Below are 15,525 nucleotides of genomic sequence, written 5' to 3' on the forward strand. Positions count from 1 at the left end.
CTCAGGCCGCCGGTCGCCGCAGCACCCCGACCACGTGCACGCCGAGGCCGACGAGAGGACCGACGACGAGGGCGACGCAGGTGCGGACCTCGACGTCGGCCGGGATCAGCAGCATGCCGACGGCGACGAGCGTGGCGACCCACCATCCAGCCGCGTACCAACGGTGGGCGCCCGCGGCGATCGCGGCGGCGCCGGTGACGGTCAGCAGGGCCAGGCACGTGGCACCGGCGGTGAGGAGGGCAACGACGTAGCCGTCGAGGTCGAAGTCGGCGCCGAAGATCGATCGCAACAGCCACGGCCCGACGGCCCACGCGGCCACGATCCCGACCCCGCCAATCACGCCGACGATGCCCAGCGGAGCTATCAGCGCGGCGATCCGACGGTCCCGTCGGTCGACGAACCGTGAGATCAGCACGCCCTGGAAGCTGTTGAGCGGCACCAGCAGCGGCGCGCGGGTGAGTGTCACCGCCAAGATCAGTGCGCCGATGAGCCGCGCCTCATCGGCGTCGGGGGTGCCGCGCAGGTTGGCGGTCAGGTTGATCAGCACCGGGAAGCCCATCACGAGGACGGCACTTGCCGCGGCGGCGGCCATCGCGGTCAAGGTGTTGGCAGTGAGACGGCGCGGTGGCACGTCGCCTCCGACCCCGACCGCACGCCGGGCCGCCGACGAACCGAGCAGCAGCAGACACCACGACACGGAACCGATGACGGTGATGATCAGGAAGGCCGTGGTGCCCAAGCCGGCGGCCACCGCGATGACGGCACCGGCCAGACGGATCAGCGCGTCGACAGACAGCAACACCGCGAACGACGACCAGCTCAGCATCCCGGACAGTGCGCCGCACAGGTGCGCGTACACCGCGAAGCTCGCCACGCCGACGGCCAGCAGGGCCACCGACAGCCAGCGCTCGTCGGTGAAGACCTCACCGCTCCACAGCGGCGAGGTCGCGGCCACGAGAGCGGCCAGACCAACCCCGATCCCGACGTTCACGAGTATCGGTCGCGACCGGACGGTGCCGTCGGAGGTCGCGCGCACGGCACGCGTCGTCTCCTGCAGCTGACCGTTCTGTGCACCGGTGACGAGGCCGTAGGCCGCCCAGAACACCGCGAAGACGCCGTATCCGATCGCGCCGAGATGTCGTGCGGCCAGCAGCAGCACCAGATAGCCCGATGCGGCGGCGATGAGCGTCGCGATCGTGACGCGTCCCAGGGACCGCGCGTCGGTGTCGGTTCCCCCGGCCGCACCGGAAGGGGTGTCCGGCGTCGGTGCCGGCCTGTCCGTCGTCACGGGATGCCTCAGGACGGGGTGGGGAACGGCGGCAGCTCGGGGGTGAACAGCCAGGCGTCCCACAGGTCCTTGAGCGGCATCGACGAGTGGTTGGCGGCGAGCGACATGAAGTCCTCGGTGGTCACCGACCCGTAGCGGTACTTCTCGGTCCACCGGCGCAGCAGTGCGAAGAAGTCACCGTCACCGATCCGCAGGCGCAGGGCGTGCAGCGTCAGTGCGCCGCGCTTGTAGACCCAGTCGTCGAACATCTTGCGCGGGGTGGGATCGGCGAGGGGCACCTTCACCGGCTCGGCGTCGAGCTTCTCGTAGTAGTGGCGGGCCCACTCGTCGGCGCTTCGGCCGCCGGACCGCTGGCTCCACAACCATTCGGCGTAGCAGGCGAATCCCTCGTGCAGCCAGATGTCTCGCCAGCGTGAGGCGGTCACCGAGTTGCCGAACCACTGATGGGCCAACTCGTGGGCGATGAGGCGGTCGGCGTCGCGGCTGCCGTCGCAGTGATTGGCGCCGAAGGTCGAGAAACTCTGTGCCTCGATGGGGATTTCGAGTTCGTCGTCGGTGACGACGACGGTGTACTGCGGGAACGGATAGGGCCCGAACATCTCGATGAACGCCGAGATCATGTCCATCTGCGGGCCGAAATCGATCCCGAAGTTCTCTTCGAGGCGGGACGGGATGAGCCCCGTCACCGGAAAGGGCTTGTCGGCCAACGAGATCTGCTTGTACTGACCGATCTGGATCGACGCCAGGTAGGTGGGCATCGGCTCCACCTGCTCATAGACCCAGGTGGTCTGCGCGGCGCGGACCCTCTTGGACTCCAGCACGCCGTTGGCGAGCGCGTGGTAGGGGCTGTCGGTGGTGATCGAGATCCGGTAGGGCGCTTTGGCACTCGGATGGTCGTCGCACGGGAACCACGACGCCGCGCCGTTGGGCTGGTTGGCGCACAGCGAACCGTCGGTCAGTTCCTCCCAGCCCACCTCGCCCCACGGGCCACGGATGGGACGCGGGCTGCCGTGATAGCGGACGGTGATCGTCATCGCGCCGCCCGGCGGCACCGGGGTGTCCGGCGTGATGGTGAGTTTGTTGCGGCGATGGCTGTAGCGGGCGCGCTTGGCGTTGACCGAGACCCGCTGCACGGACATCGAGCCCGCGAGATCGAGGGTGAAGCGCTTGAGTTCCCGCAACGACGTCGCGGTCAGGACAGCGGTGCCGTCGAGGCGATTGCTCGCGACCTTGTACTCGAGTTCGAGGTCGTAGCGGGAGATCCGGAAGCCGAGATTGCCGTTGTCCGGCAGGTACGGATCGAGGACGTCCGACGGCGCGCCCAGGACGGGCTGCCCGGTGTTCCCTCGCGACCCCAGGCCAGACTTTCCCGGCACTCTCGACTCCTACTCCGTTCTGCCGTATGGCATGTTCGCCGGCGGTCGGGTGCCGTGGCCCCCGGGGTGCCGGTACGGTGCGTTTTGGGTCACGACGCGGTTGCGTTTGATGACTCGATTTCGGCGTAACACCCGCGACGAGGTGATGTCGTCGCGGACACTGTGAGAGTACCTGGCGGCGGGGATCCGGGCCCGCCCGACGATGCGAGGAGCAGGGTTATGAGCGGATTCGGCAGTGTCGCGCAGTTTCTCGCGCGACTGATACTCGGCATCATCTTCATCGCCCACGGCTGGCAGAAGCTGGTGACGCAGGGGATGGATGCCACGAAGGTGGCCTTCGGTCCGGCCGGCATGGACGTGCCGTATCCCGATCTCGCCGCGTACTACGCGACCTGGGTGGAACTGGTCGGCGGCATCCTGCTGATCCTGGGCCTGTTGCTGCCCATCGTGGCCACGTTGCTGATCGCGGACATGATCGGCGCGATCGTGTTCGTGCACTGGGATGCGGGATTCTGGAACGCCGACAGCGGATACGAATGGCCGCTGGCACTGATCGCCGGTCTCCTGGCGGTCGGTTTCACCTCGGCGGGACGTGTAGCCGCGGACAGCTACATCATGCGACGGCGGCGTCGAACCGACGTGGTCTGAGGCTCGGCGGTAGGCGAAGCTCGAGACGAGCAGGGTCGCCACCTCCGCACGGCGGCGCCGGTTCCGCCGACGCAGCCGGCGTGGAGGTGGCGATTCCCGTCGGAGCGGCGGGGCTGGGTCGGGCGGGGTTGTCAGGCGAACGCGAGGCCGTCGATGGTGGCCGAACTCTGCGATGCGGTGTCGTTGTCGGCGAGCTGGGCCACCAGGCGCGCGATCACGGTGCGTTCCTCGTCGGCATGGTGCAGGCCAACTCCGTCGATCTCACCAGGGGTGAGGATCTCCAGGGGATCGGTGTCGTGCCGGTGGATCACCGCGGCACCGAGAAGGCGCTGTGCCTGACCGGGATCGATGTCCCAGCAGGCGTCGGCGGTCATCAGGTAGAGGCGGACGGCCGGCGGATAGTCGTGCAGGTTCACGAGCGCCCAGGCCCAGTGCTTGGCGACGTCGACGGTGTCGGCCTCCCCGCGACCGTGGGTGCGCACGTACTTGCCGTGCAGCTCGCTGCAGAGGTAGTTGGCGTCGGTCCACAACTGCAGGTGAGACATGCACCGGACGCAGTCGTGCAGATTGGACAGATACTTCGTCGAGTATGGTCCCTCGCGTCGTGCCCTGACCTCGCGGAGGACGGAGAATGCGGCGAGCGCATGCTCGTATTCGCCCGCGGAGAGGAGAGCTTCGGCCTCGACCTGCAATTCCTCGATCATCTTCGTCATTCTGGTCGATTTCGCGGGCGGTCACCGGCGTATTGACCGAACTGGGACAACCCGTGCCGATCCTTGGCACAGGCCTCGACAGGCTGGCATCGTGGCAAGGATGAAGGACGACATCGGCAGCACCCCCGAAGGCTCCGACGGCGAATACAGCCTCGACGAGGACGATCAGCTCCAGCCGGAGGACACCCTGGTCGACCGCGGAGTCGACGACGTCCTCGACGAAGGTTATTCACCGCCCGACTACCGGCCCAAGGGCGCTGTCCACGGGTTGACCGCCCAGGAGCAACGCGAGGGCGAGAGCCTCGACGAGCGACTGGCCGAGGAGGAGCCCGATGTGGGTGCGGTCGATCCGCTCGACGAGATCACCGCCGACGAGCATGCCAAGAAAGACTGGCGCGCACACGATTCCGACCGGAGCGACGAGTTCGACGAGGACGACGAGGTCGGTGACCGACGGGCCGGTCGGCTGATCGCGCCGGACGAGGGCTCGGGTATCGACACCGAATCCGAGGTCATCGCTGCCGACGCGGGCATCGACGGCGCGGGCGCCTCGGCCGAAGAGGCCGCGGTGCACTACATCTCCGATCAGGAGTAGGGGGACCTCGATACGGCCCTCGGGTGGCCCCTCGGGCCTACTCGGCCGGCGGGTTGGGGGCCTCGGGTGGCCCCTCGGGCCTACTCGGCCGGCGGGTTGGGGGCCTCGGGTGGCCCCTCGGGCCTACTCGGCCGGCGGGTTGGGGGGCCCTCGGGTGGCCCCTCGGGCCTACTCGGCCGACGTGGCGAACTGCGCGAGAGTGTCGACGATCTTGTCGCGGATCGCGGTCTTGTCGAGCCCCAGGCCCGTGAGTGCCTCGGCCACCGAGTTGTCGGCGAACAGTCCGAGCAGCAGGTGTTCGGTGCCGACGTAGTTGTGTCCGAGATCGACGGCGGCGCCGACGGTTGCCTCGAGGACCGCCTTGGCCGCGTCGTCGTAGGGCACAACGGTCGACGCCTCTGATTCCGGGACGTCTCGCGACGCCGGGACGAGCGGTGTCACGGCCTGTGCGAACGCCTCGGCGTCGACCCCGAACTCCCGCAGCACCACGAAGACCAGGGCCTGCGGATCGTCCGTCATCGCCGCGGCCACGTGCCCGGGGGTCACGAACTCCGCCCGATCCGCGGCCGCCGCAGCGTTGGCGGCCATCAGGACGTTCGCTGCGCGGGGCGTGAACCGCGAGAACGGGTTCGACTCGTCGGCCGGTCCGCCCGCGGCATCGCCTGCGGCCGACACCCGGTCGACGAACCGCTTCTGAGCTGCCTGTTTGCTGACCCCCATGCTGGTTCCGATCGCCGTCCACGACGCGCCGGATCGGCGGGCCTGGTCGACGAAGTGGCCGATCAGGCTGTCGGCGACCTCGTCGAGGTGAGCGGCAGCGAGGACTGCGTCGGACAGTTGGTCGAGTGGGTCGTCGTGCACCTTGCGGATCGCAGCGATCAGGTCGTCGAGACGGACGGGAACGGAGTTCTTTGCCATGCGTCAACCGTAGGTTGACGGGAACTCTGTCGTCAACCCTCGGTTGACGATCGGATCGTCCGGGGGTCGGATGCAAGGCTGACCATCGTTGACAGCGACGGAAACCGTCGTGACGATGGATGCGGAGATCCGCCGAAGACGCCGCCGCACACTCTTTCGTTTGCCACGGGAGGCTTTCCAGTGAGCATCACCGAACCCACTGTCCGTCCCGACTCGCGATCAGATGCGGGCGCCCCGGATGCCGAGCGCCCGGGAGTGGTCGCGGGCGGTTCCGACACCGTCCGTCGCTTCCTCGACGTGCGGTCGCAGACAGACGCTCTCGCCGACCGACTCTCGCCGGAGGACCAGACGCCGCAGTCGATGACCGAGGCCAGTCCCGCGAAATGGCATCGGGCGCATGTCACCTGGTTCTTCGAGGAGTTCATTCTCCGCCGGGACCCGGACTACGCGGTCTACGACGAGACGTTCCGGTACCTGTTCAACAGCTATTACGAGACCGTGGGAGAACGACACCCGCGTCCCGATCGCGGTCTCGTGACCCGGCCGGGCGTGCGCGACGTGACGCGGTATCGCGAACACGTCGACGCGGCGATGGTCGCGGCCCTCGAGTCCGGCCGACTCGACGACGCCGCGCTCGGCCTCGTCGAACTCGGCTGCAATCACGAACAGCAGCACCAGGAACTGCTGCTCATGGACATCAAGCACCTGTTCTCGACGCACGCGTTCGGGCCGGTCTACGTCGACCGCGAACCGGACGCGCCCGGGGAGGTCGCGCCGATCCGATGGCGCGAGTTCACCGGTGGTGTCCACGAGATCGGTGCTGTCGGAAGTGGATTCGCCTACGACAACGAGGGGCCACGGCACCGTGTCTATCTCGAGGACTTCGCGGTGTCCGACCGCCTCGTAACCAACGCCGACTGGCTCGAATTCATGGCCGACGACGGATACCGACGTCACGAATTCTGGCTCTCCGACGGATGGGCCACGGTCAACGGAAGAGACTGGCGTGCACCGGGTTACTGGCGCGAAGAGGACGGCGGGTGGACGACCTTCACACTGTCCGGACGCCGGCCCGTCGTGCCCGATGAGCCGGTGACCCACGTGTCGTTCTACGAGGCCGACGCCTATGCGCGTTGGGCCGGCGCACGCCTCCCCACCGAATTCGAGTGGGAGGTCGCCGCGGGAACACTCGGCGACGCGCGTGGACAGCTCCTCGACCCCGACCGCTGCCATCCGGGCCGAGCCGGTTCGGCGATGGTCGGTGACGTCTGGGAGTGGACGGCCAGTGCGTATCTGCCCTACCCGGGATTCGTCCCGGCGAACGGGGCGGTGGGCGAATACAACGGCAAGTTCATGTCCGACCAGCACGTGTTGCGCGGCGCGAGCGCGGTGACTCCGGTCGGCCACGAGCGGATCACCTATCGCAACTTCTTCCCCGCCGCGTCGCGGTGGGTGTTCTCGGGACTGCGGCTCGCCCGATGACTCTTGCCGCGGACGCGCTTTCCGGGTTGTGGCAGGACCCGCCGACGCTGCCCACCAAGTGGCTCTACGACGAGCGCGGGAGCAAGCTCTTCGACGAGATCACCCGGCTGCCCGAGTACTACCCGACGCGCCGGGAGACCGCGATCCTGCGCACGCGTTCGGCCGAGATCGCCGCTGCCACACAGGCCCAGGTGATGGTCGAACTGGGTTCGGGCACCTCTACCAAGACCCGGTTGTTGCTCGACGCCTTCAGCGCCGCCACACCCGACGCCGAGCGGTTCACCTACGTGCCGGTCGATGTCAGCACCGAGATGCTCACGACCACGGCCGATGTGTTGTCCGCCGACTACCCGGGTATCGACGTCGTCCCGGTGGTCGCGGACTTCACCGAACCCGATCTACGTCTGCCCGACGCCGACGGCCCTCGCCTCGCCGTGTTCCTCGGCGGCACCATCGGGAACTTCGACCCCGACGCGCGGCGGGCGTTCTACCAGGGACTGGCGAAAGCGCTCTCGCCCGGCGACTTCTTCCTGCTCGGCACCGACCTCGTCAAGGACACCGGCCGACTCGTCGCCGCCTACGACGACAAGGCCGGTGTGACAGCCGATTTCAACCGCAACCTCATCGAGGTGCTGCGGACCGGGCTCGACGCCCGCGGCCTGTACGCCGACGACTTCGAACACATCGCGCGGTGGAACCCGAGCGAACACCGCATCGAGATGTGGCTCCGTGCCCGTCGGGACATCGACGCGTACTTCGAGGTCCTGGGCCGGGCGTGGCGGCTTCCCGCCGGTACCGAGATCCACACCGAGATCAGCACCAAGTTCGAGCCCGATGCGCTGCGCGACGAACTCGAATCCGCCGGACTGCGGGTGGTCACCGTGTGGACCGACCCCGCCGGGGATTTCGCGCTCACGCTCAGCCGGCGCTGAGGCCGCTCACCCCTCGGCGAGGAGCTCCCGCACCCGCGGGATGACCTTCGTACCGTAGAGCTCGACGCTGCGCATCAGCTGCGCGTGCCCCAGGGTGCCGTGGGAGTACTTCATGTCGAAGCGACTCAGGCCGAGACCCTTCGCCGTCGAGACGATCTTGCGGGCTACGGTCTCCGGCGATCCGACGAACAGCGCGCCGTCGGGCCCGGTGGACCGCTCGAAGTCGAAGCGGCTGGGCGGTGGCCACCCTCGTTCGCGCCCGATCCGTGCCACATAGCCTCGGTAGTGCGGCCACAACTCCTCGCGTGCCTGCTCGTCGGTGTCGGCGATGTGGCCCGGACAGTGGACACCGACCGGCAGGGGGTCCTTCTCCAGGTCGGTGAGAGCGCGGTGATAGAGGTCGACGTAGGGGCGGAAGCGGAGGGGGTCGCCGCCGATGATGGCCAGCATCAGCGGGAGTCCGTACGACGCTGCGCGCACCACGGATTCGGGGCTGCCGCCCACGGCGATCCACGTGGGCAACGGAGGGTTCTCGAGCTGCGGGAACACGGGCTGAGCGCGCAACGGGCCGCGTGTCGAGCCCGACCAGTCGACCGGCTTGCCGGTACGCAGTTCGGCGAAGAGTGCGAGCTTGTCGGCGAACAGCTCTTCGTAGTCGGCGAGGTCGTAGCCGAAGAGGGGGAACGACTCGGTGAACGAGCCGCGGCCGAGGATCACCTCGGCGCGGCCCGAGGAGAGCGCGTCGACGGTCGAGAACCGCTGGAACACACGGATCGGGTCGTCGGAGCTCAGGACCGTGACGGCCGAACCCAGGCGCATCCGACTCGTGCGTGCGGCGACGGCGCCGAGGACGACCTCGGGTGCGGACACCGAGTAGTCGGCGCGGTGATGTTCGCCGACACCGAGGAAGTCGACGCCGACCTTGTCGGCCAGGATCGCCTGGTCGAGCACATCGCGCAGTGTCTGCGCGTCGGAGAGCGGGGTGCCGTCGGGGGCGGCGGTGATGTCACCGAAGGTGTCCAAGCCCAATTCGAGTTCGTGGCCGGCCGTATGTGATTCCATTGCGTCTCTCTGTTCGTCCGGTTCTGTTGCGAGCCGGAACCGGTTATGGGACACATTCTCATATGCGACAAATGGTGTGCCGCTACGTCGTGCTAATAGTTCTCACGGCCACTTTGGCCTGACAGAGCAGTACCGAGGGTATTGCTGTGCCATGCTTCTATCCGTCAGGGGACCATTGTGAAGTGGTCCTTTTCTTCTAGAAAGAGGAGACCTTCATGTGGGACTCATTCTGGGATTTCATCTGGTACACCATCGTCATCTTCGCGTTCGTGGCGTACCTGATCGTCCTGTGGCACATCATCACCGACCTGTTCCGTGACAAGAAGGCGTCGGGCTGGCAGAAGGCCGTCTGGGTGGTCTTCCTGATCATCTTCCCGTACCTCACCGCCATCGTGTACCTCCTGGCCAAGGGCAAGGGCATGGCCGAGCGTCAGCGCGAGGCCTACACCGAGGCCAAGCAGGCCTCCGACGAGTACATCAAGTCGGTCGCGGGAACCTCTCCGACCCAGCAGATCACCGAGGCGAAGGCTCTCCTGGACTCAGGTGCCATCACGCCCGAAGAGTTCGAGCACCTGAAGTCGAAGGCTCTCGGCGGAGCGGCCTGAGTCACGGTACGGTCGTCACACCGACCTGACGACGACCTGGAGCCGCGGTGATCGGATACCTGTGTAAACGCATCGCGGCCTGGGCTGTCCTCGTCTTCCTGGCAACCAATCTGACCTATCTCCTGGCCACCTGGTTCCTCGACCCCCGATCCAATTACGCCGTCCGCCGACCCCCGTTGCCGGAAAGCGTCGTCGACGCCACGCTGTCCTCCCACAACCTCAACGACAAGACCCCGCTGGTCGAGCGTTGGTGGAACTGGCTGACCGGCGTGGTGCTGCACTGGGATTGGGGGTCGACGCCGGTCGGTGAGAGTGTCAACAGCGAGATGGGTTTCCGGCTGGTCTCCTCGGTGCAGCTGCTCGCCGCCGCCACCATCATCTCCACCCTGCTCGGTATCGCCCTGGGCGTCTACACCGCGCTCCGTCAGTACAAACTCGCCGACCGTGCGTGGCAGTTCATCTCGATCGCGATGATCAACCTGCCGGTTCCCGTTGTCGGCCTGGGCATCGTGCTCGCCGCCATCTCTCTCAACCAGTCGCTCGGCCACAGCGTCGTCTACGTCTCCGGGGCGTCGAGCGTGGGGGTCGAGGGTTTCTTCCCGGTGCTGCTGGACCGTGTCCAGCACCTCATCCTCCCGACGATCACCCTGGTCGTGATCCAGTACGCGGGACTGCATCTCCTCCAGCGGTCGATGGTGCTCGACACCATCAACGCCGACTACGTCCGCACGGCTCGCGCGAAGGGGCTCACCCGTGGCGTGGCGGTTCGACGACATGCGTTGCGCACGGCCATCATCCCGGTGGCCGTCGGCATCGCCTTCGCGATCCCCGCGGTGTTCACCGGCGCAGTCCTCACCGAGACCATCTTCGGATGGGAGGGGATGGGCAGGTACTTCGTCACCTCCATCAACACCAACGACATCCACGGGGTCGTCGCCGTCGCTGCCTTCGGTGCCCTGGCCACCGCGGTCGGCGCGATCCTCGCCGACCTCGCCGTGGTCTACCTCGACCCGAGAGTGCGGGTGAGCTGAGATGGCCATGCTCCCGCCGGAACCGCGCGGGCCGCAGTCCGGACACCTCGACGCGGCCGCCCCGATCATGGGTGAGACCGGCGGTGTCCTCGACGAATCGGACACCGCATCGGCGCCCCTGGTCCGGCGACGCAGCGGCCGGGCCAAGATCTTCGCGAAGCGATACGCACGCAACCGATCTGCGCTGCTCGGCCTTGCCATCTTCGGATTGCTCGTGCTCTTCGCCGTCTTCGGCGGACTGTTCACCGCCTACTCCTACACCGACACCGATTTCCTGGCGATCGGCTTCCCGCCGTCGACTCAGGGGGCCGAAGGCGCCCACTGGTTCGGCACCAACGACGCCGGCAACGACCTGTATGCGCAGGTGGTACACGGACTCCAACGCTCGCTGACGATCGCCCTGGTGGTGTCGATCGGGACGACCGCGATCGCCGCGTTCCTTGGCGGACTCGCCGCCTACTTCGGCGGTTGGGTGCAACGCGTCGTCCTGGGCGTCGTCTATCTGCTCCTCGTGGTCCCGACGTTCCTCATCCTGGCCCTGGTCTCCAACAGCACCGGCGGTGACTGGCGGTGGCTGATCGTCGTGCTCATCGCGTTCGGCTGGATGATGCTGGCGCGCGTGATCCATTCACTTGCGCTGACCGTCCGCGAGCGCGACTACGTCGCCGCCGCACGGTATCTGGGCGTGTCCCCGGTGACGATCATCCTCCGGCACATCCTGCCCAACATCGCGTCATTACTGGTCATCAACTTCGCCCTCGGCGTCGTGGCCACGGTGCTCGCCGAGACCGGGCTGTCGTTCCTCGGGTTCGGCGTGAAGATCCCCGACGTCACCCTCGGCTCCTTGCTACAAGCGGGTGCCGGGACGCTGGCCGCGTCGCCGTGGCTGTTCTGGTTCCCCGCTGCCGCACTGGCACTCCTCACGGTCTCGATGGCGCTCATCGCCGACGGCCTGCGCGACGCCTTCGACCCGACGTCGCGTGGAGGTGCCCGTCGATGACGAATCCCGATGCGGTGCTGACGGTCCGCGATCTGAGAGTGGACTTCGGTAGCGAGGCAGGCACGGTGGAGGCCGTCCGCGGTCTCGACTTCGACCTGCGGGCCGGCCGGACCACCGCCATCGTCGGTGAATCCGGGTCGGGGAAATCGGTGTCGGCTCTGGCGGTTCTGGGACTGCTGCCGGACACCGCACGCGTCAGCGGATCGGTCGCGCTACGGAATCGAGAACTGATCGGGTTTTCGGACAAGGAGATGTCCGCGGTCCGGGGTTCGGAGATCGCCATGGTTTTCCAGGACCCGTTGTCGTCGTTGACCCCGGTGTTCACCGTGGGGGCGCAGATCTCCGAGGCGGTGCGGGCCCATCAATCCATCACCGCCAAGCAGGCCTGGTCGCGGTCGGTCGAACTGCTCGACCTGGTCGGGATCGGTGATCCGCAGCGACGCGCCAAGGCCTTTCCGCACGAGTTGTCCGGCGGGATGCGGCAACGCGTGATGATCGCGATGGCGATCGCCAACGACCCATCCGTGATCATCGCCGACGAACCGACCACCGCGCTCGACGTGACCATCCAGGCGCAGATCCTCGAGGTACTCGCCACCGCCCGGCGCGAGACCGGTGCCGCGATGCTGCTCATCACGCACGATCTCGGCGTCGTCGCGGGGCAGGCCGACGACGTCGTGGTGATGTACGCCGGCCGGGCGGTCGAGACCGCCGACGTCGACACGCTGTTCGGCGGACCGCGGATGCCGTACACGATCGGATTGCTGGGAGCGGTGCCGCGGGTGGACCGCCGGACCGATGCGCTCATCCCCGTCCCGGGAACACCTCCGGTCCTCATCGACGTGCAGGACCGCTGTCAGTTCGCACCACGGTGTCCCGTCGCGATCGACGACTGCCGTCGGAGCGAACCAAAACTGGTGAAGGTGACCGGCGACCACCGGGCTGCGTGTATTCGCGTCGGGGAGATCGATGTCGACGGTCGGGTCGGCGGCGAGCCGGTGTTCCCGCCGCCCGATGTGCCCACGGCGCCGACGGCGGTCGTCGACCGCCAGGAACGGGAGACCGTCCTCGACGTGGTGGACATGACCAAGGTCTTCCCGCTGACGAGCGGCTTCCTCAAGCGTCGGGTGGGTTCGGTGCGGGCGGTCAACCGGATCAGCTTCGACATCCGGCGCGGCGAGTCGATGGCCCTCGTCGGGGAGTCGGGCAGCGGCAAGTCGACGACGCTGCTGGAGATCATGGACTTCGCGCAACCCGAGGGCGTCGTCCGGATCGGTGGGGTGGACCCGGCTGCGGTCCGGTCACGCGAGGCCCGCGCGCTGCGACAGAGGACGTCGATCGTCTTCCAAGACCCGTCGGATGCCCTCGACCCGCGATTCACCGCCTTCGACATCATCGCCGAACCGCTTCGCGCGCTCGGGGTCTCGAAAGTGGAGACCGAGGAGAAGATCACCGCTCTCATGCGGCGCGTCGGACTGGATCCCGTTCACGCAGACCGTTTCCCCGCCGCTTTCTCCGGCGGCCAGCGACAACGTCTCGCGATCGCGCGAGCTCTCGCCACCGACCCCGACCTGATCGTCCTCGACGAGCCCCTGTCAGCGCTCGACGTCTCGGTGCAGGCGGACGTCGTCAACCTGATCCGCCGCCTGCAGGCCGAAAACGACGTGGCGTATCTGGTTGTGGCCCATGATCTCTCCGTGGTCCGCCATCTCGCCGACCGCGTCGCGGTGATGTATCTGGGTTCGATCGTGGAGTCCGGGCCCACCGAGGCGGTCTTCGTCGAGCCCGCGCACCCCTACACCCGGGCACTCTTGTCGGCCGTACCCGTTCCGGACCCGCGCGTCGAACGGAGGCGGCAGCGCATCGTCCTGACCGGCGAACAACCGAGTGCGACAGACGAGATCGTCGGATGCAGTTTCACCAGCCGTTGTCCGTTGCATGCGCAGCTCGACGAGGAACGCCGTGCACGTTGCCGGACGGTCGTGCCTCTCCTGCGGCCGACGGATCAGGACGACGCCCCAGCGGTCGACCACCGAGCAGCATGCCATTTCCTGGAGGTGGACCGGTGAAGCGCTGGTCGGTGATCATCGCCGCGGTGGTCGTGGCCATCGCCTGCGTCACCGGTTGCGGTGCCGCGACCGACACCGGTGCGGTGAAGACCGAAGGAGCCTCGCTCAACCTGCAACCGCGCGAGAACCTGAAGGACGGCGGCAGTCTCACGACCGTGCTGCCGGAGGTGTCGGCCCAGTGGAACACCTTCCACGCCGACGGCAACGTCTACACCCTGGCCCTGTGGCGCTGGTACAACCCGCTGCTCGCCTACTTCACGCCAGACGGGCGGTACCTGCCGAATCCCGACTACCTCACCGACGTACGGACCGAGATCGTCGGCCGGGACACCGTGGTCACCTACACCGTCAACCCGAAGGCCTTCTTCAACGACGGCACACCGATCGACTACCGCGCCTTCGTCGAGACCTGGCGTACGAGCCGGGGCGTCGACGATCGCTACCTCGTCAGTTCCAGCGACGGGTACAGCCAGATCGCCTCGGTCACCCGCGGTGCCGACGACCGTGAGGTCGTCGTCCGCTTCGACGGCGTCTACGCCTGGCCCGACGGCCTGTTCAACGTCGTCCTCCATCCGAAGGCCGCGGCCCCCGATGTCTACAACGAGGGTTATGTCCGGAAGCCGCATCCCGAATGGGGTGCGGGGCCGTTCACGATCGCCTCCTACGACGCCGACAACGGGACCGTCGTTTTCGAACGAAATCCCAAGTGGTGGGGGAAGCCTGGCAAACTCGACCGTCGGATCTTCCGGCAGATGGAGTCCCAGGCAGCGCTCAACGCTTTCCAGAACGGCGAGATCGACGCGACCGGGGTGGCCGCCAAGGACGCTCGCGCGCGGGCCCTCACCATGAACGGCATCGACATCCGCACCGCGGCGGCACCGCAGCAGTCGTTGCTCGTACTCAACCTCGACACCCCGATCCTGTCCGACCGGCGCGTCCGGGAGGCCGTGCTCTCCGCGGTCGACCGGGAGACGCTGTCGCGCATCAGGTTCACCGGTCTCAACTACACCGAGGAACTCCCCGGTTCGTTGTCGCTGTACCCGTTCCAGCCTGGTTATGAGGACAACCTGTCGAAGGTCCTGTCCTACGACCCGGCGAAAGCCGAGGAGCTGCTCGACCGGGCGGGGTGGCTGAAGGGTGGGGACGGCATCCGCAGCAAGGACGGCAGAAGGTTGTCGCTCGAGCTGCCCAACATCGGCGACGACACCACGACCCAGAACCTGTCCCGCGCGCTCCAGGCGATCCTGAAGAAGGTGGGCGTCGATCTCACTGTCCGCCAGCGCCCGTCGGCCGACTTCTCGCAGGTCGTGGTCAACAAAGAATTCGACCTACTGCTGCTCGGCTTCTCCTCCAGCGATCCCTTCGGCATGGCCTACTTCTGTCAGGTGTGGTGCACGGGCTCCCAGCTGAACCCCGCCGGTGCCGGTTCCCCGGAACTCGATGCACAGATCGATGCGATGTCGCGGATCGGCGACCCGATGGCCCAGATCAAGGCCGGGAACGAGCTCGAGCGCGAGGCCTTCGCCCAGTTCTCCAACCTCCCGCTCTTCAACGGTCCGTCCATGGTCGCGGTGAAGGAGGGCCTCGCCAACTACGGGGCGGGACAGTTCTACGTCGGTCCCATCGAGGACGTCGGCTGGGAGAAGTAGGTCTGCGCCTACTCTCCCGCTGCCTGAGGTGCGAGCGCAGCGCCCCCTCGCTGCCTGAGGTGCGAGCGCAGCGAGCCACGAAGGGCTGGCGACGTCGGCTCACCAGGCCTTCGTGGCTCGTCGCTCGTGCTCCTTGAGTAGCCGAGGAGCTTGCGAC

The 15,525-nt window shown here is 67.4% G+C and carries 14 protein-coding genes; 9 read left to right on the plus strand and 5 right to left on the minus strand.

What is annotated here, in order from left to right; translation table 11 throughout:
• Position 1: 1 nt before the first annotated feature.
• Together GONAM_RS10170 and GONAM_RS10175 are read right to left on the minus strand one after the other, a co-directional pair.
• Positions 2 to 1,288: a polysaccharide biosynthesis protein gene (locus GONAM_RS10170; RefSeq protein ID WP_006866680.1), complete on the minus strand. Its 1,287-nt coding sequence runs from the start codon at positions 1,286 to 1,288 to the stop codon at positions 2 to 4.
• A gap of 8 nt (positions 1,289 to 1,296) precedes the next feature.
• Positions 1,297 to 2,664 (minus strand): M1 family metallopeptidase, encoded by a 1,368-nt coding sequence (locus GONAM_RS10175; protein WP_006866681.1) that lies wholly within the window; start codon positions 2,662 to 2,664, stop codon positions 1,297 to 1,299.
• 219 nt (positions 2,665 to 2,883) lie between these two features.
• On the opposite strand from GONAM_RS10175, the gene GONAM_RS10180 reads away from it, so the two are divergent.
• Positions 2,884 to 3,312, plus strand: a complete 429-nt coding sequence (locus tag GONAM_RS10180; RefSeq protein WP_006866682.1) for a DoxX family protein — start codon at positions 2,884 to 2,886, stop codon at positions 3,310 to 3,312.
• A gap of 131 nt (positions 3,313 to 3,443) precedes the next feature.
• On the opposite strand, the gene GONAM_RS10185 is transcribed toward GONAM_RS10180, so the two are convergent.
• A complete protein-coding gene (locus tag GONAM_RS10185) occupies positions 3,444 to 4,016 on the minus strand; it encodes a hypothetical protein (RefSeq protein ID WP_006866683.1) in 573 nt (190 codons plus the stop codon).
• Between the two features lie 109 nt (positions 4,017 to 4,125).
• On the opposite strand from GONAM_RS10185, the gene GONAM_RS10190 reads away from it, so the two are divergent.
• Positions 4,126 to 4,620, plus strand: coding sequence for a DUF5709 domain-containing protein (locus GONAM_RS10190; protein ID WP_006866684.1), 495 nt, complete (start codon positions 4,126 to 4,128; stop codon positions 4,618 to 4,620).
• 168 nt (positions 4,621 to 4,788) lie between these two features.
• Here GONAM_RS10190 and GONAM_RS10195 read toward each other — a convergent pair whose 3' ends face one another.
• Positions 4,789 to 5,538: a Clp protease N-terminal domain-containing protein gene (locus GONAM_RS10195; RefSeq protein WP_006866685.1), complete on the minus strand. Its 750-nt coding sequence runs from the start codon at positions 5,536 to 5,538 to the stop codon at positions 4,789 to 4,791.
• Between the two features lie 180 nt (positions 5,539 to 5,718).
• Between GONAM_RS10195 and egtB the strand changes: the two genes are divergently transcribed.
• Both egtB and egtD read left to right on the plus strand, forming a co-directional pair.
• Positions 5,719 to 7,020 (plus strand): ergothioneine biosynthesis protein EgtB, encoded by a 1,302-nt coding sequence (gene egtB, locus GONAM_RS10200; RefSeq protein WP_006866686.1) that lies wholly within the window; start codon positions 5,719 to 5,721, stop codon positions 7,018 to 7,020.
• A complete protein-coding gene (gene egtD, locus GONAM_RS10205; protein WP_006866687.1) occupies positions 7,017 to 7,952 on the plus strand; it encodes an L-histidine N(alpha)-methyltransferase in 936 nt (311 codons plus the stop codon). The genes egtB and egtD overlap by 4 nt, the downstream gene beginning before the upstream one ends.
• A gap of 6 nt (positions 7,953 to 7,958) precedes the next feature.
• Here egtD and GONAM_RS10210 read toward each other — a convergent pair whose 3' ends face one another.
• The gene (locus GONAM_RS10210) at positions 7,959 to 9,014 is read right to left on the minus strand and encodes an LLM class flavin-dependent oxidoreductase (protein WP_006866688.1); all 1,056 of its coding nucleotides are present in this window, start codon (positions 9,012 to 9,014) and stop codon (positions 7,959 to 7,961) included.
• A gap of 215 nt (positions 9,015 to 9,229) precedes the next feature.
• Between GONAM_RS10210 and GONAM_RS10215 the strand changes: the two genes are divergently transcribed.
• From GONAM_RS10215 to GONAM_RS10235, 5 genes are read left to right on the plus strand one after another with little or no spacing between them, the layout of a single operon-like run.
• Positions 9,230 to 9,619, plus strand: coding sequence for an SHOCT domain-containing protein (locus GONAM_RS10215; protein ID WP_006866689.1), 390 nt, complete (start codon positions 9,230 to 9,232; stop codon positions 9,617 to 9,619).
• Positions 9,620 to 9,666: 47 nt separating this feature from the next.
• Positions 9,667 to 10,650, plus strand: coding sequence for an ABC transporter permease (locus GONAM_RS10220; protein ID WP_006866690.1), 984 nt, complete (start codon positions 9,667 to 9,669; stop codon positions 10,648 to 10,650).
• Position 10,651: 1 nt separating this feature from the next.
• Entirely contained in the window at positions 10,652 to 11,650 is a 999-nt protein-coding gene (locus tag GONAM_RS10225; RefSeq protein ID WP_006866691.1) for an ABC transporter permease, read from the plus strand.
• On the plus strand, positions 11,647 to 13,719 hold the full coding sequence (locus GONAM_RS10230) for a dipeptide ABC transporter ATP-binding protein (protein ID WP_006866692.1): 2,073 nt from the start codon (positions 11,647 to 11,649) through the stop codon (positions 13,717 to 13,719). The genes GONAM_RS10225 and GONAM_RS10230 overlap by 4 nt, the downstream gene beginning before the upstream one ends.
• A complete protein-coding gene (locus GONAM_RS10235; RefSeq protein WP_006866693.1) occupies positions 13,716 to 15,368 on the plus strand; it encodes an ABC transporter family substrate-binding protein in 1,653 nt (550 codons plus the stop codon). Before GONAM_RS10230 ends, GONAM_RS10235 begins: the two co-directional genes overlap by 4 nt.
• The last annotated feature ends 157 nt before the right edge of the window (positions 15,369 to 15,525 follow it).

Source organism: Gordonia namibiensis NBRC 108229 (genome assembly GCF_000298235.1).
Taxonomy (GTDB): Bacteria; Actinomycetota; Actinomycetes; order Mycobacteriales; family Mycobacteriaceae; genus Gordonia; species Gordonia namibiensis.

Coding starts and splice junctions, on each gene's coding strand:
- GONAM_RS10195 (WP_006866685.1), bottom strand. CDS start 5,538: ATGGCAAAGAACTCCGTTCCCGTCCGTCTCGACGACCTGATCGCTGCG.
- GONAM_RS10225 (WP_006866691.1), top strand. CDS start 10,652: ATGGCCATGCTCCCGCCGGAACCGCGCGGGCCGCAGTCCGGACACCTC.
- GONAM_RS10185 (WP_006866683.1), bottom strand. CDS start 4,016: ATGATCGAGGAATTGCAGGTCGAGGCCGAAGCTCTCCTCTCCGCGGGC.
- egtD (WP_006866687.1), top strand. CDS start 7,017: ATGACTCTTGCCGCGGACGCGCTTTCCGGGTTGTGGCAGGACCCGCCG.
- GONAM_RS10230 (WP_006866692.1), top strand. CDS start 11,647: ATGACGAATCCCGATGCGGTGCTGACGGTCCGCGATCTGAGAGTGGAC.
- GONAM_RS10190 (WP_006866684.1), top strand. CDS start 4,126: ATGAAGGACGACATCGGCAGCACCCCCGAAGGCTCCGACGGCGAATAC.
- GONAM_RS10215 (WP_006866689.1), top strand. CDS start 9,230: ATGTGGGACTCATTCTGGGATTTCATCTGGTACACCATCGTCATCTTC.
- GONAM_RS10210 (WP_006866688.1), bottom strand. CDS start 9,014: ATGGAATCACATACGGCCGGCCACGAACTCGAATTGGGCTTGGACACC.
- GONAM_RS10180 (WP_006866682.1), top strand. CDS start 2,884: ATGAGCGGATTCGGCAGTGTCGCGCAGTTTCTCGCGCGACTGATACTC.